This window comes from Pedobacter lithocola (assembly GCF_042650845.1).
In the GTDB taxonomy this organism is placed as follows: Bacteria; Bacteroidota; Bacteroidia; order Sphingobacteriales; family Sphingobacteriaceae; genus Pedobacter; species Pedobacter lithocola.
This window is the reverse complement of sequence record NZ_JBHSBW010000013.1, coordinates 19,222-39,245: the sequence shown is the minus strand read 5'-3', so window position 1 is coordinate 39,245 and position 20,024 is coordinate 19,222. Positions and strand designations below refer to the sequence as shown.

15 protein-coding genes are annotated in these 20,024 nt (G+C 35.6%); 13 read left to right on the top strand and 2 right to left on the bottom strand.

Annotated features, from left to right (window positions below; genetic code table 11):
* The first annotated feature begins 109 nt into the window (after positions 1–109).
* Together ACFOWA_RS14165 and ACFOWA_RS14160 are read left to right on the top strand one after the other, a co-directional pair.
* The gene (locus ACFOWA_RS14165) at positions 110–1,111 is read left to right on the top strand and encodes a glycosyl hydrolase (RefSeq protein WP_378986219.1); all 1,002 of its coding nucleotides are present in this window, start codon (positions 110–112) and stop codon (positions 1,109–1,111) included.
* Positions 1,112–1,146: 35 nt separating this feature from the next.
* A complete protein-coding gene (locus tag ACFOWA_RS14160) occupies positions 1,147–1,623 on the top strand; it encodes a hypothetical protein (protein WP_378986217.1) in 477 nt (158 codons plus the stop codon).
* 55 nt (positions 1,624–1,678) lie between these two features.
* Here ACFOWA_RS14160 and ACFOWA_RS14155 read toward each other — a convergent pair whose 3' ends face one another.
* A complete protein-coding gene (locus tag ACFOWA_RS14155) occupies positions 1,679–2,788 on the bottom strand; it encodes an SGNH/GDSL hydrolase family protein (protein ID WP_378986215.1) in 1,110 nt (369 codons plus the stop codon).
* Positions 2,789–3,263: 475 nt separating this feature from the next.
* Here ACFOWA_RS14155 and ACFOWA_RS14150 point away from each other — a divergent pair, with 475 nt between their 5' ends.
* The 7 genes from ACFOWA_RS14150 to ACFOWA_RS14120 all read left to right on the top strand — a co-directional run bounded on the left by ACFOWA_RS14150 (position 3,264) and on the right by ACFOWA_RS14120 (position 13,400).
* The gene (locus ACFOWA_RS14150) at positions 3,264–6,425 is read left to right on the top strand and encodes a SusC/RagA family TonB-linked outer membrane protein (protein WP_378986213.1); all 3,162 of its coding nucleotides are present in this window, start codon (positions 3,264–3,266) and stop codon (positions 6,423–6,425) included.
* Positions 6,426–6,439: 14 nt separating this feature from the next.
* Complete coding sequence (locus tag ACFOWA_RS14145; RefSeq protein WP_378986211.1) at positions 6,440–8,092, top strand: RagB/SusD family nutrient uptake outer membrane protein; 1,653 nt, start codon at positions 6,440–6,442, stop codon at positions 8,090–8,092.
* A 7-nt stretch (positions 8,093–8,099) separates the two neighbouring features.
* Positions 8,100–9,239, top strand: a complete 1,140-nt coding sequence (locus ACFOWA_RS14140; protein ID WP_378986209.1) for a hypothetical protein — start codon at positions 8,100–8,102, stop codon at positions 9,237–9,239.
* Positions 9,240–9,381: 142 nt separating this feature from the next.
* Positions 9,382–9,918 (top strand): hypothetical protein, encoded by a 537-nt coding sequence (locus tag ACFOWA_RS14135; protein WP_378986207.1) that lies wholly within the window; start codon positions 9,382–9,384, stop codon positions 9,916–9,918.
* Between the two features lie 98 nt (positions 9,919–10,016).
* Entirely contained in the window at positions 10,017–11,174 is a 1,158-nt protein-coding gene (locus tag ACFOWA_RS14130) for a glycoside hydrolase family 26 protein (RefSeq protein WP_378986205.1), read from the top strand.
* Between the two features lie 4 nt (positions 11,175–11,178).
* Positions 11,179–12,153 carry a glycoside hydrolase family 5 protein gene (locus ACFOWA_RS14125; RefSeq protein ID WP_378986203.1) on the top strand — a complete coding sequence of 325 codons (975 nt, stop codon included), beginning with the start codon at positions 11,179–11,181 and terminating at the stop codon, positions 12,151–12,153.
* An 11-nt stretch (positions 12,154–12,164) separates the two neighbouring features.
* Positions 12,165–13,400, top strand: coding sequence for a glycoside hydrolase family 27 protein (locus ACFOWA_RS14120; protein WP_378986201.1), 1,236 nt, complete (start codon positions 12,165–12,167; stop codon positions 13,398–13,400).
* 213 nt (positions 13,401–13,613) lie between these two features.
* On the opposite strand, the gene ACFOWA_RS14115 is transcribed toward ACFOWA_RS14120, so the two are convergent.
* On the bottom strand, positions 13,614–14,489 hold the full coding sequence (locus ACFOWA_RS14115; protein WP_378986199.1) for an AraC family transcriptional regulator: 876 nt from the start codon (positions 14,487–14,489) through the stop codon (positions 13,614–13,616).
* Between the two features lie 216 nt (positions 14,490–14,705).
* On the opposite strand from ACFOWA_RS14115, the gene ACFOWA_RS14110 reads away from it, so the two are divergent.
* From ACFOWA_RS14110 to ACFOWA_RS14095, 4 genes are read left to right on the top strand one after another with little or no spacing between them, the layout of a single operon-like run.
* A complete protein-coding gene (locus tag ACFOWA_RS14110; protein WP_378986197.1) occupies positions 14,706–15,827 on the top strand; it encodes a glycoside hydrolase family 26 protein in 1,122 nt (373 codons plus the stop codon).
* A 5-nt stretch (positions 15,828–15,832) separates the two neighbouring features.
* Positions 15,833–16,987 (top strand): glycoside hydrolase family 26 protein, encoded by a 1,155-nt coding sequence (locus ACFOWA_RS14105; protein WP_378986195.1) that lies wholly within the window; start codon positions 15,833–15,835, stop codon positions 16,985–16,987.
* 17 nt (positions 16,988–17,004) lie between these two features.
* Positions 17,005–18,831, top strand: a complete 1,827-nt coding sequence (locus tag ACFOWA_RS14100; RefSeq protein WP_378986193.1) for a sodium:solute symporter family protein — start codon at positions 17,005–17,007, stop codon at positions 18,829–18,831.
* Between the two features lie 20 nt (positions 18,832–18,851).
* Positions 18,852–20,024 carry a glycoside hydrolase family 130 protein gene (locus tag ACFOWA_RS14095; protein WP_378986191.1) on the top strand — a complete coding sequence of 391 codons (1,173 nt, stop codon included), beginning with the start codon at positions 18,852–18,854 and terminating at the stop codon, positions 20,022–20,024.

Sequence of the window (20,024 nt, the reverse complement as noted above, 5' to 3'; positions counted from 1 at the left end):
TTATATCAATACGAATTTGAGTTGGTTGCAACTAAACATTTAGAAACCCATTATAAAGTAATCATAATCTAAACCTCGACTTTGATAAAATCAAATAAACAAGAATTATATGAGCATAAGAAACCTAATTTATACATTAACAAGCCTCTTGTTAATAATCCTATTTACACCCTTTCAAGGAATGTCTAGGCAAAAACTGCTTTCTAATAAGGAGGCATCAAAAGAAGCAAATGCACTTTATGCATATATAAATGATATGTACGGAAAAAAGATTTTATCAGGACAAATGAGTTCTAGCTGGGGTGTTGATGAAATTAATTACATAAAAACTGTTACTGGTAAAATGCCTGCAATAAACGGTTACGATTTTATTACCGCAAAGGATAATCAAAATGAAGTAAATCAGGCTATTCAATGGTGGAAAACCGGAGGTATTCCAACTATAATGTGGCACATGGGCGCTCCTGGAAAAGGTGAAGGTTATGAAAGCAGCAAAAAAGCTATTGATATAGAAAATTGTTTTATAAAAGGTACACCAGAGTACGATGTTTTTTGGGCTGAGCTTAAAGAAAAAGGTGAGTTACTGCTCCAACTAAAAAATGCAAATGTTCCTGTTCTTTGGCGACCTTTCCATGAGCTCAATGGGAATTGGTTCTGGTGGGGCAAACAAGGTCCGGAAAAATTTAAAAAATTGTGGGTTACCATGTACGATTATTATACCAAAACTTTAAAACTTGATAATTTGATATGGGTATTGTGTTATACCGGCAATCCTGATGCAGCGTGGTATCCGGGAGATAAATATGTTGATATTGTTGGAGCAGATACTTATGACAAAGATATGGGCTCACATAAGACCATGTTTGATGATGTTGATAAAATTGTAAACAATCGTTTTCCAATAGCTTTCCATGAATGCGGAACACCACCCGACCCTGATAAATGTTTAGATACGAATGCAATGTGGTCTTGGTGGATGGTTTGGCATACCAGCCACTTAACAAAACTCGATAAAGACTATCTAATTAAACTCTACAATCACAACCTCATAATTACAAAAGATGAGGTTCCAGATATTTTAGCGCTTTATGAAAGTAGAAAAACGAAATAGATTTATCACTGATTTTAAAATGGAAAGGTGTTGGTATGACTTATGAAGCCTTTGGAAACAATGATGATTCAAGTGCAGAGCTAATTTATCAACTCGTAAGATCAGGTGCTAAGGTTAAAATTCAAAAACGTAATACATTTAAAATATTGAAAGTGGTACAATCGTTTAAAAATGGAATACCTGCTAACCTCAAACAATACCAACATGAAAGGCATTCATCGCAGCAATTAATCACTTATGGTCAAACTTTTTGCTTTGGTATTGCAAATCCGGGCGCCATTTGGATTGATAAATCAGAAATGATTAAATTACAATTGCAGAATAGTTGCTCTTCGGTAAGTTTATTTCTTTTTATTGAAAATATACACGCAAACACCGCTTCAGCGTATCAAAAGATGGATGTTAATAGGATGGATAATGGATATCTAATATCTGGACCAATATGTTGCGATGGGTCACAACAACATCTAATAAGAAATATCAGTGATTTAACAGTGAATTTACTTTTGTAAAATCTAATAATTTATTAAAGTAATGATGCTGATAATGAAGAAATATCAAAATCAATTATTCTTCTTTCAATAATTTGCTAAAAAATGGATAAAGTTGCTCTGCTAGGATAAGGTGATCGGCTACGTCAGGATGCCCGCTACAGCCATGTGGTTGCATTTCTGGAAAGGAAAAAACAGCCACTTTCTTGTCTTTCAGGTATGCAGAATCGATATTTGTCTTTATGGCGAGAAGCGATTTTTCTAAAATTTTCTTTTGCTCACCATGTATCATTGGGCTACTAAGAAGTGCGATTTGGGCTTTCGGATACTTAGATTTAATGAGTTTTATAAATTTTACATATTCGCTAATAAAAACATCGGCTTCAAAAGGTTTTCTTTCGGTTTTGCCATCACCGTTGCTCATATCATTTGTGCCTAAAGCGATACTAACAATTTTTGGTTCATATTGCCTAAAATCCCACTTATCTGTAGTCGTTGAACGAAAATCCTGACGCTCATAAACTTCTGGCATAGAGGGTCCATTCGTATTCCAAGTTCTGTAAACACCTATTCCGCTAACGCTACTTAAAACGTAATTTGCACTTAGCTTTCTCGCAACTCTCGGTCCATAAGCCATGTATGCATTATGCTGGTCGTGGTATGTACCTGTGCCGCAAAGGAAATCCGAGGCATCTGATGCTGCACCACAGGTTATGCTATTGCCAATAAATTCAATTAATGGTGCTTTAGGAACTTTAGTGGGTACAATTTTATTCGCTACAATACTTTCAATAATAATTGGTCCGGTATGGGCTTCGGTGGCTTTATAAATCCACACGGTGTGTTCACCTTTACCATTTGCGGCTATTAATATGGGCTTTTGATTATTTCCATCAATACGAATCCGTTTTTGATATTTTCCATCCATTTCGTATTGCAAATAATTGTGTTCGTTTCTGTTTTTTAAAGTGGCCAGAATTTTAAAGCTTTCTCCTCTAAATTTAAAGCCAAAATGTACCGCCGAACTTATAAGCTCTAATTTTTTCTCTTTATTTAAGATGCTTCTTCCGAAAGGTTTTAGCATTGAAGCAGAGAGGGTATCTGTTGTTTGATTTTTTTTGCTGGCACATAATTTACCAGCAAAGGATAATGAAATAAGTATAAAGAAAAGGATTTTAGATTTCATTTGGCTATTGTTATCATGCAATAATATGCAAAATCAGATGGGTAAATTAATATAGATAAGAAACTATTACCATAAGCTTAAAAAGTATGTTTCATTATGCTCATCTATTCTTACTTGTAGAAATTCAAGTTGAAAGATTTGATTTAGAACCTTAAACAACAAATAAAGTAGCTTCATTCGGCATTTTTTATTATCAATTTTTTTCGAAGCTTCTAATATCAATATACAAATAACAAGGTAATAGATTTAATCTACAACTAACGGCTATGGTGATTTTTATATTAAAATTTGGCAAAAAAGTATAAGTTTCAATTTATAGGATATTGCGGTAAGTACGTTGATAATGATAGTTTTAATAATGTAAAGGTGATGTGACAGTTCTTTTTGGATCAACTTAAGGTAAAATAATATTATAAATATCCTTCAAATCGACGTTAAATTTGAGTTAGTAAATAAATAACTAAATATAAACATTATGAGTAAAAAATTACGAACAGCTATTCTGTTTGTAGTATTCCTGGCATCGCTATTTCCGGCTATGGCACAGAATACAACAAATAGGCAAATTACAGGAACTGTTTCAGATGAAAAGGGTACTACCTTACCCGGCGCAAGTGTGCTTATCAAAAATTCTCAAACAGCTGTTTCCACAAATTCAGATGGTAAATACGTTATTAATGTTCCGGCAGGCTCGGCAACAACATTGGTATTTTCATTTATCGGTTTATCTAAACAAGAAGTTTTAGTTGGCGATAGGAGCGTGATAAACGTTGTACTAAAATCTGCCGCAACCGATTTATCTGATGTAGTAGTAATTGGTTATGGTAATCAGAAAAGAGGCGATGTAAACGGTGCTATTTCTTCTGTAAAAGCATCTGATATTGCAAATGTGCCGCAGGTAAGTATCGACCAAATGTTGCAAGGAAAGGCTTCAGGACTTACCATTACACAAAACTCTGGTGCACCTGGAAGTTCTACATCGGTGCGTGTTAGGGGTGTAACATCGTTAAGTCTTTCTAACGAACCATTATATGTAATAGATGGTGTACCCATTTCTGGAGATGCTACCAATCAAGCTACCAGCGGTAGAACAGTTGGTTTATCGGCTAATAATGGCGAATCTGCAGTAAGTCCGCTTTCATTAATTAACCCAAGCGATATAGAATCTATTGATGTATTAAAAGATGCATCTGCAACAGCTATTTATGGTAGTCGTGCATCAAATGGAGTAATTATCATCACTACTAAACGAGGTAAAAATGGTTCAGCAAGAGTTACTTACGATGGATATGGAGCCGTTTCGCAGCAAGGAAAATTTCTTGATGTAATGAATCTTAAGCAATATGCTGTACTAGAAAATGCTTTAGCCGATGTTACAGGTGTGCAAAGAAGAGCGGAATTTGCCGACCCAACATTATTGGGTGAAGGTACAAATTGGCAGGATGAGGTTTTTAGAAATGCGGTAATGCAAAATCATCAATTGGGAATTTCGGGTGGTAAAGATGGCTTGGATTACTATATTTCTGGTGGTTATTTAAAACAAGACGGTACCATTTTAGGCAGCGATTACAAACGATATACTTTTCGAACAAATACCAACAGTCAGATTAAGCCTTGGTTAAAAGTTGGCTTGTCGCTATCTGGAAGTCGCTCAAACGAAAATCAGGGTTTATCAAATAACACAGGTATAGTTTATAATGCACTATTAAGTGCGCCAGACCAAGCTGTTAGAAATCCTGATGGATCATTTGCTGGTCCGATTCCGAATTCAAATCAGCAAGGCGGGCAGATTAATCCTGTTGCACAATCTTTAGAAATTACAAATGTTTTAAACAGAAGTAATTTAAATGGTGCGCTTTATGGAGAGATAAAATTTTCGAAGGATTTGACTTTAAGATCTGAAGTGAATGGCGATTTCAATTATTCTGCAGCGAGAGTGTTTGTACCTACCTATCAGTACGGAATTTATGGCAATGCAACGGCCAGATTACAAGAATATAACTCAAACACAACATTTTGGGGATGGAAAGAATATTTAACTTATGCCCACACTTTTAACGAAAAACATAATTTAACTGCATTGTTAGGTTATGAGGTGAATGAATCTAGCTGGGGTGGAACAGATGCTTCTGTTCAAAACTTTTTAAGTAATGATTTGCAAACCCTTGGATTAGGAGATTTAAAAACTGCTGTAATTGGTGAATACAAAGATAGCCAGTCTTTAGAATCGTTTTTTGCGAGGGGAATTTATACCTACAACAATAAATATAGTATAACAGCAACCATCCGTTCAGATAAGTCATCAAAATTTGTTGAAGGCAAACAAACCGGTTATTTTCCAGCCTTTGCAGTTTCATGGCGTTTATCTGATGAATCTTTTATGAAAGGAATAAAAGACGTTGCTGACAATATAAAAGTAAGAGTAGGTTATGGAGAAGTAGGTAATCAGAATCTTCCAAACTATCAGTATGGTTCGGCTTTAACACCAGTTGTTACTGGCTTAGGTACAGGCTTTGCAGTTGATAAAGTGGCCAATCCAAATTTAACATGGGAAAGTGCTGTACAAACCAATGCGGGTATCGATTTTAGTCTTTTTAAAGGAAGAATCGACGCTTCATTTGATTATTTTAATAAAACATCAAAAGATTTTCTTTTCCAAAAACCACTTCCTGCTTATTTGGTAGGGCAAGCGGCAGCATATTCTAGTACAGGCGTAATTAGTCCGCCATATATTAACGGTGGTAAAGTAAGTAACAAAGGTTTTGATTTTACCTTAAACAGCAAAAACTTAACTGGTAATTTTAAATGGAATACAACAGTAATTTTCTCTAAATATAAAAATGAGGTACTATCTCTTGCCGATGGAGTTCCGTTTATCGATGGAAAAATTAATGTAAGTTTCCTTCAAATGACGGTTACCAGAACCCAGGTTGGTGGCTCAATTGGCGAATTTTATGGTTATAAGGTAAAAGACATTTTCCGTACAGATGCACAGTTAAGAACTGCTCCGGTTCAATTCGGGCGTCCAGTTATCAATAACAGTGCAGGTACATGGTTGGGTGATATTCAGTTTGAAGATATCAATGGCGATGGAAAGATCGATGAATTGGATCAAACATCTTTAGGAAATCCAAACCCTAAATTTACCTATGGCATCACCAACAATTTCTCTTATAAATCTTTCGATTTATCTATCTTTTTAAACGGTTCTTATGGTGCCAAAATTCTTAATGCGTTGAATTATCAACTAAAAGGATTATCAGGATTGTACCAAAATCAATTGGCTTCTGCTATCGATTTTTGGACACCAACCAATACAGGTTCTAATATTCCGGCACCTCGTGGTGGAGATAATCCGAACCTTAAAAATTCTGATAGGTTTATCGAATCAGGATCATTTCTACGTGTTCAAAATGTAAACTTAGCTTATAGTTTATCATCAGATTTTATCCGAAAAATAAAATTAAACAGATTAAAAGTTTTTGCAAGCGTACAAAACCTATACGTATTTACTAAATATAAAGGTCTTGATCCGGAGGTTGGAAACCAAAACTACAATGTGTTTTTAACAAATGTAGATAGCGGAAGATACCCAACACCACGAACTTACACTTTTGGTATTAACGCAGAATTTTAATAATAAATAGAAATATGAAAACATATATAAAATATTCATTTGCAATTGCTGTACTCGTAATGACTACAGTAACCAGTTGTAAAAAGGAATTTTTCGATCGTCCACCTCAAAGTGCAATTACGCTTGATAATTTCTATCAAACTGCAGATCAGGTAAAATCAAGTACCAATGTACTTTACAGTGCCCCTTGGTTTGGGTGGGTAGCAAAAGGTGGATGGGCCATTACAGAAATGGCTAGCGGAAACGGTCGCTCATATTCATCTGATGTTGCAAATTTTGGAAACTTCTCTGTAACTGATGGAAACACCGAACTTGCAAATGCTTACAATTCTTTATGGATTGTTGTGGCACAATCCAACGCTATAATAAATAACTTACCTACAAAAGTTCCTGCAACGGTAGATGCTAAAGTTGTTAATAATGCTTTAGGAGAAGCCCGTTTATTTAGAGCGTTAGCCTACTTCCATTTGGTTAGGTTATTTGGCAATGTGCCTATAATCGAAAATACTTTAGATTATGTAGAAAACTTTCAGGTTAATACCAATCCTGTAACTGATGTTTATAAGTTCATCATTAATGATTTAAAATTTGCTGAAGCAAACCTAACGCCTCAAATTAGAAGCGGAAACTCCGTAGCGCAGGGTCGTGTTTCCAGTGGTTCTGCTACGGCTTTGCTTTCTAAAGTTTACTTAACCATGCAAGATTACAATAATGCCCGAATTTGTGCGCAAAAAGTAATTAGCAGCGGTGAGTTTAAGCTTTATGGTAGTGATATTCAGGGTAAAGAATTTAAGGATTTATTTTTAACAGCAAATAATAACAACGAAGAATCTGTAATTGCACTTCAGTGGGCTGGTTCTGGTGGTTACGGAAGAGGTAACCCATTGCAAGCATCTTGGGCAGCAAGTACCGTAATTACCGGAACCGGCGATGGTTATGGTGTTTTGGGTGTAACTTTCGATGCCTTATATAGTTTTCAACAAGATGATAAACGCTTTAAGCCAACCATAATGGTTGTTGGATCTAACTATCCTGAACTAAACCAAGCAACTGGTGGATATACGCAATTGGCAAATCAAGGACAAGGTACAAGCACATTTGTTAAAAAATATGTTGTTGGTACACCTGCTGATAATGGAGGAGTTGGTTCAGCTCAATCATCAGCAAATAATGTGTATATGATGCGTTATTCGGAAGTTTATTTAATTCTCGCTGAAGCAATAATGGCTGGCGCTAAAAATAGTACCGATGCACAAGCATTAGCAGCAATTAATAAAATCAGGAATCGTGCTGGTTTGGGTAACCTAACAGAAATTAAACGTGGCTATTTTACGGCGAACAATACTCCGGGCAAACCAACTAATGCGCCAGCTCAATTGTATCGCGATGATATTTTAGAAGAACGCCGCAGAGAATTTATGTTCGAATTTGATTACTGGTTTGATTTATGCCGTTTAGATGGATTTAATGTTACTAACCATCCAAATGCAATTACGATTATCAATCAACAAGATAGAGGCTCGGGTGATAATAGTGTTCCATCAAACAGTTATGGAAACGGATATTCTACCATGACAAATGGTAAATTCTTATTCCCTTTCCCTGCTACAGAAGTTGCATCAAATCCTAAATTATTACAACCACCAGTACCTTATGTTTTTAAATAAAATGTACATGAAAAAGATAAACAAACAATCGAAATTTGCGCTGCTTTTATTGTTTATGGCAGTAGCAATGGGTTATTCTTCATGCAAGAAAACCGATGAGGGCGCTGGCGGTGCGCCAAAAATTACCAAGGTAAGGCTTATCAGTAAATCAGATACGATTAGAAATGTTGTACATAGAGTTACTTTAGATTCTAATTCGATTTATGATGAAACCAGACAAGTGAAATTCGATTCTACCGTTGTGGCTGGAAGATTAAATAATCAATATGCCATTGTTGGAGAAAACCTTTTAACAACACTTTCAGTTTCATTTAACGGGGTACAGGTTAATTATAACCCCGCACTATTAACCGATAACAGTATTATTATTTCAATACCTGCAACAATACCCTATGGCGCAACTCAAAGTAATAAATTAGTGGTTACCACAAAATTTGGCTCGGCGAGTTTCGATTTTCCAATTTTGCAACCACCTCCAATAATTACTTCTTTTAGTCCGGTTGCTGCGGGTTCGGGTGAAATTGTAACTTTGGTTGGAACCATATTTGAAGGCGTTACAAAAGTTACTTTCGATTCTATCCCGGCACAAATTGTTGGTACACCAACCAGCACACAAATACAAGTAAGAGTACCAGCCGGTGTTGTACAATCGCGAATTTTGGTGACTACTCCAGGCGGTACAACCCGTTCCACAGGCTCTTTTGGCTTTAAAGCTTTGCTTTACGATGATGTTTTTGCAACAGGCTGGGGTTCTTATTTAGGTTATAACAGTACAATAAACTTGGTAAATACTGTTAATGTGAAACGTGGTACTAATGCCATTGCAACCACTTTTACTGATGGATATGGTGCATTGCAAATAGGTTACAATGGTTCAACTATTGATGTTGCTCGGTCAGGATTGACGGCAATAAAATTTTCTATCTATGGTGGCGCTGGCATTGTTGCCGGAAGCAGAGTTCAATTGGTGATTAATGGTAATTACGGTAGCCCGGTTGCAATCACGTTAACGCCAGGTGTTTATACCGATTACACCATTCAGTTGAAAGATTTGGGTAACCCGACAGTGATAACAGAATTTGTGTTGCAAAGCTTAGGTAATGCAGTACCAAGTACAATTTATGTTGATGATTTAGGATTTATATAGCTAAACAATCGTCATCTATTAATAAACTACTATAATCACATTATCTACAAGAGATTGCCTTGTGCTTTGTAATTAAAATTTCGAATAAGTTTTACAAAGCACGAAGCAATCTTTAAAGGTTACGTTTTCAACACATTAAGAAATGAATAAATGTATTTGTTTTTCTGTAATTATCTGGCTTTGTAGTTTACATCAAGTTTACGCACAAAAAAATTTAATTGGTAATGGTGGCTTCGAGAATGATTTAAACAGCTGGGAATCAGGTAATGCTAAGCTTACTACAGTTGTACGAAAATCTGGCGGAGCAAGTTTAGCGCTTGTTTCTTATGTAAAAGGAAAATGGGAAGGGATTGACCAAAAAGTTAAACTTCCTAAAAATACCAAGGCAATTTCTATATCTGGCTTTTATAAAATTGATGCGGTAGAGCAAGGCGCAAACGCTTGGAATACAGCAGTAATTATTTTAGAATTTACAAACGGAGATAAAAAAATAGGTGAAGGAATTCCTTTAGTTGAAAAAGTCGGCACTGAAGATTGGACTAATTTTATCAAAAAATTAAAAGTGCCAGATGAATCAAATGGTTTTAGATTAATGATTGCTCTAAGTGAAACATCAGGAACTTTCTTTGTTGATGATTTGATGGCAAAAGTAATATCTATTGAAGATTTTGATAAGTAATCTTTAGAAAAAAATTATATATGAATTTAAAAAAAATATGCTTCGTAATAACCATCTGCTCTCTTATATTCAGCTCGTGTAAAAAAAATGAAGCTGAAATGGTGGAAACTCAAATTCCCACTACGGTTCCAATCATACCGGTTACCTCATCAACCAACCTAGCCACAATTAAGGCTGGCTTGGTGGATAAGAATGCAACCGATGAAACCGCCGCATTATTTTATAATATGAAGCAAATTGCCAAAAGCAATGTGCTTTTTGGGCATCAAGATGATACCAAAAGAGGTGTTATCAATGCAACAACACAATGGGCAAACGAACAACAGTTTACCGGAATTGCTACAACACAAAGTGATGTTAAAACCATTACTGGCTCTTACCCTGCGGTTTACGGGCATGATTTTATTCACATGACTAATTTTTCTACCGGAAACTGGTTTGATTATGAAAAATCTATAGCACGCACTTTGACCATCGAAGCATATAATCGTGGCGGAATAAATACTTATGCTTGGCACTATGCAAATCCGGTTTCAAAAGGAAATTTCTATTGGTCAGATTCACCTGTAATCGCAGTAAATCAGGTTTTACCAGGTGGCACAGCAAACGCAACTTTCAAAGCTTCGTTAAAAATTGTTGCTGATTACGCTAAAACACTTATTGGTGCGGATGGAAAGTTGGTGCCGATAATTTTTCGTCCGTTTCATGAAATGGATGGAAGTTGGTTTTGGTGGGGAAGCGGACATTGTACCCCTGCAGAATATATTGCAATGTATCAATACACCGTTAAATATCTTCGAGATGATTTAGGCGTTAGGAATTTTTTATTTGCATGGTCGCCTGATAGAAATTTTAATTCTCAAGCTCAATACTTAACTTATTATCCTGGAGACGAATATGTGGATTTAGTTGGAACCGATAATTATGAAGATATGAAAGCTAATGTTTCGCCAAATGTAGCTGCATCAAAGTTCAAAATTGTATCTGATTATGCAAAGGCACACAATAAATTGGCGGCACTTACCGAAACAGGATTACAAAATTTAAGTAAAAGCGATTGGTTTACACAGCAATTATTAAAATCATTAAAAAACCAAAATCTCGAATTTTCTTATGCACTGCTTTGGGCAAATACAAAAGATGCTTATTGGACACCTTTTCCTGGTCATCCGGCAGCCAGCGATTTTATGAATTTTAAAAATGATGGCTTCGTGCTTTTTGCCGATAAAATGCCTTCAGTATATCAAATTAAATAGTCCTATGAAAAAAATCTCATTTTTAATTGTCTTTTTATTCTCTTTTAATATCGGCTTTGCTCAAAATATAAATTGGGTTAAACGCAATGGGGCATTAAAAGTTGTTAACGGAAAAATCCTTAACAGCAGAAATATACCACCTCAACTTCGGGGTATAAGCTTGTCATGGAGTGTTTGGCAAGGAAAAAAATATTATAATGAAGATGTTGTGAATTGGTTACAGTCTGATTTTAATATTAATCTATTACGTGTTTCTATGGCCGTTCAACCAGATGGTGGTTATTTACAAAACCCTGCTGAACAACAAGAACTTGTAGATATAACAGTTAATACGGCCATTAAAAAAGGCTTGTATGTGCTAATTGATTGGCACGATCATAATGCACATCAACATTTGGCTCAATCAAAAGAATTCTTTAGTAAAATGGCTAAAAGATATGCTGGTAAGCCAAATGTTATTTATGAAATATTTAATGAGCCTGAAAGAATAGATTGGCAAACAGTTAAAGATTACGCCATCCAAGTTATTCAAGAAATTAGAAAATACGACACAAAAAACATAATTGTGGTAGGCAGCCCACATTGGGATCAAGATGTTGATGTGGCTGCGAAAGACCCTATTAAGGGTTTTAACAATATTGCTTATTCTTTCCATTTTTATGCATCAGAACCAAGTCATCAAGAAGCTTTAATGCAGCGAGCCGATGTAGCAATTGCTTCCAAATTACCGCTATTTGTAACCGAATGGGGCGTAGGAGAGGCTACTGGTGATGGTAAGTTTATTGTTGAAAAAGTTGATAAATGGTTTGCCTGGATGGAACGAAATAAACTAAGTTCTGCAAATTGGAATTTAACCGATAAGAATGAAACAACGGCGCTTTTAAAGCCTGGAGCTTCGGTAGATGGGAAATGGAGTGTTGATATGCTTACACCGGCAGGTATTTATATTCGAAATCAACTTAAAAAATTAAATAAATAACAACCGATTTTATGAAGCTTAGATTTTTTCTATTGATTACAATGCTTGTGAGTTCCGCAGCTTTCGGACAAGGAAACAATTATGTTCAAAACTATAAAAAATACGATGGTTTAGCATTAACGCCGCCAATGGGATGGAACAGCTGGAACAAATTTGCTTGTAATGTAGATGAAAAATTAATTAGAGAAACTGCAGATGCGATGTTGAGTTCGGGTATGAAACAAGCAGGTTATACTTATATAAATATTGATGATTGCTGGCATGGAGAACGCGATAGCCTAGGTTTTATTCATCCAGATTTAAAAAGATTTCCTTCTGGAATGAAAGCCCTGGCCGATTATATTCACAGTAAAGGCTTAAAATTGGGTTTATATTCTGATGCTGGTTCGCAAACCTGTGGCGGTCGCCCAGGAAGCAGAGGTTTCGAATTTCAAGATGCTTTAACGTATGCAAGTTGGGGAGTTGACTATTTAAAGTATGACTGGTGTAACACAGAAGGATTAAAAGCCGAAGGCGCTTATAAAACAATTACAGCGGCTTTGCGCAAAGCAGGCAGACCAATGATTTTAAGTATTTGCGAATGGGGTACCGATAAACCTTGGGTTTGGGGTCCGGCAGTTGGCCATTTGTGGCGTACTAGCGGGGATATTTTTAACTGTTTCGACTGCGTGGAAGATCATGGAACATGGAAATCGTGGGGTGTGATGCAAATTTTAGATAAGCAAGATGGTTTGCGAGAATATGCTGGTCCAGGACATTGGAACGACCCTGATATGCTGGAAATAGGAAATGGAAAACTTACAGCCGGAGAGGATAGAGCCCATTTTTCTATGTGGGCAATGTTAGCAGCACCATTAATTGCTGGCAATGATTTGCGAAATATGAATCAAGAAACCAAGGAAGTATTAACCAATAAAAAAATCATCTCCATCAATCAAGATTCTTTGGGTATTCAAGGTTTCAGGTATTCAAAAGTAAATGGTTTTGAAGTTTGGTTTAAGCCTTTAAGTAATGGCAAATGGGCAGTTTCATTTCTAAACCGCTCATCAGAAGTGAAGAAACTAGACTTCGACTGGAAAAAAGAAAAAGTGAAAGATGATATTTTTAATAAACAGCTTAATACAAATACTGTGTTATATAAAATTGGAAATGCTTGGACCGGAAAATCTATGGGAACAACTAAAAATAGTTTAAAAACTGATGTTCCACCGCATGATGTTTTGACATTGATTTTGGAAGAGTCTTAAGCCTCAACCCTGTTAATGTTGGTAGGTTTTGTAAAGTCACTTCATCCCTCTACTAGAGGAGAGGGAAATTAAGGATTGTGCTTTTAACCAAAATGCTAATATAGTGTTACTAGGTAGGCTTTCTACCGGCAACAAATCCTTCTCTTGCGGGAAAGGGAGCAAAGACTTTGCATCTACTACAACCGCTAATACGGTGAGGTAAAAGAGCTACCACTAAATAAAAATCCTAGTGCCAGAGAAATTCTCCCTAAATTCTTTAGGTGTGCAATGCTTCTTTTTCTTAAATAACCTGTTGAAATTTGAAATGTTATTAAAACCACATTTATAAGAAATTTCAGAAACTGAATGAGTGGTTTCAATTAGCATTCGTGTTGCGTGGCCTAAACGAATTTCATTTAAGCTATCTATAAATGTATTTCCTGTACGTTTTTTAATAAAGCGACTAAAAGAAACCTCTGTCATACTTACCAGTTTTGATAAATCTTTCAGGGTTATTGGTTTGTTAAAATTGGCGTTCATAAATTCGAAAGCCTTATCAATTCTTCTACTATTATAATTTAAAACCTGGTCGTTGTTAAAGGTTGCATCCGATAAAACCCGCATGCTTTTCGATGAAGATAAATCATGTAAAATACTCATTAATTCTAACACAGAATCAAACCCTTGTAATTGATTAATATCTAATATGCGTTTGTAAACCATTTCAATAGTTTCTTTTGGAAACAAAATCCCTCTTACAGAACGTTCAAACATTTTGCGGATAAAACTGAGCTGATTTCTTCTCAACATTTTATCATCAAATAAATCTTTATGCCATTGAATCGTAACCTCTGTAATTTCTTCACTTGTACAATTGTGGGTTGTCCAAACGTGAGATAAATTTGGCCCAACTAGCACCAACTCCATGTCTGCAATTTCCTCAACATTATCGCCCACAATTCTTTTTGCTCCAGGTGCATTTAAAATTAAATTCAATTCATATTCTTCATGAAAATGAAGTGGAAAATCAAAATCTTTTTTTACCCTCGAGAAAATAGTAAAACAATCGTTTTGTGTAAGTGGAGTTATCTCCTTAATGATGTTATTCATAATTAATGCGTTCAAAAAAAATATCTTTAAGATAAAAGAACATTGATGCAAGATAATTAAAATATATATGTTTAAGAATAGCTTAGCTCTCTAATTGTATCGTTAAATATGTTAATAATATACTAATTGGTTAAAATAGTATTATTCTTAATCTAAATGATGAAGTATTTTAGATGCTAATTAAACTTGCCAAATACCTAGCCAGATAAAGTTAAAATGATAAAAAAAATATTCTCTTTTTGCATGTTCTTGTGCTTGCCTTTCGTTGCTGTTTTTGGCCAGTTAATTGATACAAAAGCGACACTACAAACCAGAAATTTATTTAAAAATTTGCATAAATTATCGGGCAAGGAAGTATTATTTGGGCATCAAGATGCGCTTGCTTATGGCGTAGGTTGGAAATACCAAAATGGCCGGAGCGATATCAAAGATTTAACCGAAGAATATCCTGCGGTTTTTGGTTGGGATGTATCGGGTTTAGAAACCAGCAAAAATCAAAATATTGATGATGTTCCGTTTGCCAAAATGCAGCAATACATAAGAAAGGCATACGATTTAGGGACAATAAATACCTTAAGCTGGCACATGGATAATCCGGTAAACGGCAAAACTTCTTGGGATACAAGCTCAGTTGCTGTTAAATCCATTTTACCAAACGGCGCTAAACATGTATTGTACACAGGCTGGTTAGATAAATTTTCTGTATTTGTAAAAACATTAAAGGGAACTGATGGCAAGGCTATTCCTATATTATTCAGGCCATTTCACGAAAATGGTGGAGGTTGGTTTTGGTGGGGTACAAAATCGTGCACACCGCAAGAATATATTTCGTTATGGCAATTCACAGTTAAATATTTGAGAGATAAGAAGCAGTTACACAATTTGGTCTATGTTTTCAATCCATGCGATTTTAATTCAGAAAAGGAATATTTAGAACGTTATCCGGGTAATGAATTTGTTGACGTTTTAAGTTTTGATAGTTACCAATACGGCGGAATAGAAAAAGGTGAGTCGTTCAAATTGGATTTAATTAAAAAGTTAACCATCCAAAATAAAATAGCTACAAAACGCAAAAAATTAAGTGCAATTGCTGAAACCGGCTTTGTAGAAATTCCTGATCCGAACTGGTGGACGAATGTTTTTGCAAAGATAATTGAAGCAAATAAACCATCATATGTTTTGTTTTGGCGGAATGCAGGCTATCGGGAAAAGGAAAAAGATAATCATTATTATGCGCCATATCCTGGGCAAACCTCATCAGCAGACTTTTTAAAATTGATAAGAAGTAAGAAAGTTCTGCTTCAAAAAGGGATAAAAAAATACTCCATATACAATTAATACTGATGAAAAAAATTATACCACTTTGGCTTATTTTCTTTTCTGCTACGCTGAATATTTGCTTCGCACAAAATGCCGCTTTACAAAATTTTACTATTGATGCCAAAGCAACTACAGAAACAAAAGCTTTATTTTATAACCTAAGAAATGTATCAGGCAAAGGTGTTTTATTTGGTCAGCAGGATGCTTTAATGTATGGTATTGGCTGGAAAGGTGAATTTGATAAAAGCGATGTTAAAAGTGTAACTGGCTCACATCCTGCACTTTTCGGATGGGATTTAGAGTCTATTGCGAAAAATGATAGTCAAGAAAATCAAATTCGAAATGCCGAAAAGCTTAAAAGTTATTGTTTACAAGCCTATAAAATGGGTGGAATAAATACACTTAGCTGGCATGTTCAAAACTTTGTTACAGGTAAAAATTATTATGATACAACCAATTGTGTTTCAGCTATTTTACCTGGTGGCGGAAAGCATAAGGAGTTTACCGTAGCGTTGGATAAAGTTGCTTCATTCATTAAATCATTAAAAAGTGATAAGGGTGTAGCTGTTCCCGTTATTTTTCGTCCATTTCATGAAAATACAGGCAACTGGTTTTGGTGGGGAAAACCTTTTTGTACCGCACAAGAATATAAAACACTTTGGCAATTTACTGTTCAATACCTTCGAGATAAAAAGGGTTTACATAACATTCTGTATGCCTATTCTCCTGATAGGATTTCAGGTAATTTTGAAAATTATATGGACCGCTATCCTGGAGATAATTATGTTGATGTCTTGGGATTTGATAATTATTATGAATTAAAAGATATTAATGATGAAAAGTCGATTGCACTTGCAGTAAAATCAATTGGGCAGATTTGCAATTATGCAATATCCAAAAATAAAATTGCAGCATTAACAGAAACCGGACAAGAGAAAATTGTGCAGCCAAATTGGTTTACAACGGTTTTTAAGAAAATAATTGGTGATGTTGCTGCATCAAAAATATCCTATATCATGGTTTGGAGAAATGCAAACACAGGTCATTTTTATGCGCCTTATCCTGGGCACCAAAGCGAGCAAGATTTTAAAGATTTTTACAATAATACCCGCACACTTTTTCTTAAGGATGTTGGAAGAGAGATGTATAAAACACAAAACGATAAACAGAACAATTAAAGAGAAATCACCCTATAATGAAGTTACAATTAATAGACGTTTTAATCATCATACTGTATCTGGCTACAATGATTTTCATTGGGTTTTGGTATAGAAAAAAAGCTAAACAAAATAAAGAAAGCTATATGATGGGCGGTAAATCACTCCCATGGTATAAACTCGGTTTAAGTGATGCATCAGACATGTTCGACATTAGCGGAACCATGTGGATGGTGGCTTTATGTTTTGTTTATGGCTTAAAAAGCATTTGGATTCCATGGCTTTGGCCGGTTTTCAATCAGGTTTTTATGATGATGTTCTTGAGCAAATGGTTGCGTAGAAGTAACGCAAATACTGGTGCAGAATGGTTACAAACACGTTTTGGAAGCATTGGTAAAGGGGTTAAAGGTTCACACATTGTAGTTATTGCATTTGCACTTATAAGTTGCTTTGGGTTTTTGGCTTATGGATTTATCGGATTGGGCAAATTCATGGAAATTTTTATTCCCTGGGAATATGTAAAAGCTTACGTTCCGTTCGAAGTTTCTGCCAAATATGTGCCCCATTTTTACGGCATTGTATTTACGCTTTTTGCTATGTTTTACTCTATTTTGGGAGGTATGCATAGTATTGTTTTAGGTGATATGATTAAGTATGCTTTTATGACGATTGGTTGTGTAGCAATTGCCGTTATCGCAATGAACCATCTTCAGGGGCAAACTTTGAATGTGCCAAAGGGTTGGGACGACCCGTTTTTTAGCTGGAAGCTTGATTTGGATTGGAGCAAAATTGCTGTCGAGGCAAACAAAAAAATCGCCGATGATGGCTTTAGCTTATTTGGAATTTTCTTCGGAATGATGTTGCTAAAAGGTGTTTTTGCATCATTGGCTGGTCCGGCACCAAATTACGATATGCAAAAAGTTTTAAGCACAAGAAGCCCTAAAGAAGCTAGTAAAATGACAGGCTTTGTTAGCATCATTTTATTGCCAATCCGTTATTCTATGGTTATTGGTTTAACAGTGTTGGCACTTTTGTACTACAACCAAATTTATTTAAAAGGGCCCGATGGTGTAACCGATTTTGAAAGGATTTTACCAGCTACCATCAACAATTTCTTACCTGTGGGTATTTTAGGTATTGTACTTACAGGTTTATTAGGTGCATTTATGGGTACTTTTAGTGGAACCCTAAACGCTGCACAAGCTTATATTGTGAATGATATTTATCTAAAATACATCAATCCAGAAGCGAGCACTAAGAAGGTTATCAACATGAATTATATTGTTGGTATAGTGGTTGTTGCCATAGGCGTAGTCCTTGGTTTTTTTGCTAATAACGTTAATGATATTCTTCAATGGATAGTTGGTGGTTTGTATGGAGGTTATGTTGCAGCCAACTGTTTAAAATGGTATTGGTGGCGCTTTAATGCCAATGGGTTTTTCTGTGGTATGGCAGTTGGTATTGCAGCAGCTTTGGCAATGCCATACCTAACAACTGGTTTGCCGCTTTATTGGTGGCCGCTATTATTTGTACTCTCATTAATAGGTTGTATTGTGGGTACTTATGCGGCTCCACCAACTGAAGAAGCTGTACTTAAATCATTCTATAAAACCGTAAGGCCATGGGGTTTTTGGAAACCTGTACATGTTTTAGTAGTGGCCGATGATCCAACTTTTCAGCCGAATAAAAGATTTAAACTTGATATGTTTAATGTTGTACTGGGTATAATTGCACAGTTATGCTTAACCATTTTGCCAATGTACCTCATTTTAAGCATGCACACCCCACTTTTTATTACGATTGCTGTACTGGCTGTAATCGTGTTCATTTTGAAAAAAACCTGGTGGAATAAATTAGAAGATTAAAAAAGATATAGAATTTTTTTATGATAGATTTTGAAAAAAGAAAGCAGCAATTAGAAGAAAACTTTAAACACTTAATTGCTCTTAAAAATAATAAAGCCGAAATGGGCAATGGTGTTTTCGATAGATATGAAAACCCAATTTTAACGGCCGCACACGCACCGTTAAACTGGAAATATGATTTTAATCCACAAACAAATCCATATTTATTAGAGCGTATTGGTATTAATGCAGCCTTTAATGCTGGTGCAATAAAATTTAATAACAAATATATTTTAGTGGTAAGGGTAGAAGGAGCCGACCGAAAATCGTTCTTCGGTGTTGCCGAAAGCGATAACGGAATTGATAATTTTGCTTTCTGGGATGAACCGGTAACGCTACCCGAAACAAATGAGCCAGATACCAATGTTTATGATATGCGAATTATGTTGCATGAAGATGGTTGGATGTATGGCTTATTTTGCACCGAAAGAAAAGATCCCAATGCTCCTGCACACGACCAATCTATGGCGGTTGCACAATGTGGAATAGTGCGTACAAAAGATTTAAAAACCTGGGAGCGTTTGGCTGATCTTAAAACGCCATCACCACAGCAGAGGAATGTAGTACTTCACCCAGAATTTGTAGATGGAAAGTATGCTTTTTATACGCGTCCGCAGGATGGTTTTATAGAAAGCGGTACCGGTGGTGGAATTGGTTTTGGTTTAAGCGATTCGATAGAAAATGCTGTTATTGATAAAGAATTAATTGTAGATAATAAAAATTACCATACCGTTTACGAAGCTAAAAATGGCATGGGTCCAGAACCAATTAAAACAGAACATGGTTGGTTATTTTTGGCTCACGGCGTTAGAAATACCGCTGCCGGTTTACGCTATGTACTTTATATGTTTATGACGGATTTGAACGATTTAACCAAGGTAATTTATAAACCCGCCGGATACTTTTTAGCGCCAGAAGGAGAAGAAAGAATCGGAGATGTATCAAATGTGGTATTTAGCAATGGGTGGATTTTAGATGATGATGGCAAAGTTTTTATCTATTATGCATCGTCTGATACAAGAATGCATGTGGCAACAAGTACCTTGCCTGTACTGCTTGATTATGTAATGAATACACCAGCAGATGAATTGCGTTCTGCAGCTACAGTAAGCAGAATTTTAGATAACATAGAAAAAAATAAGGTAAGTCAGTAA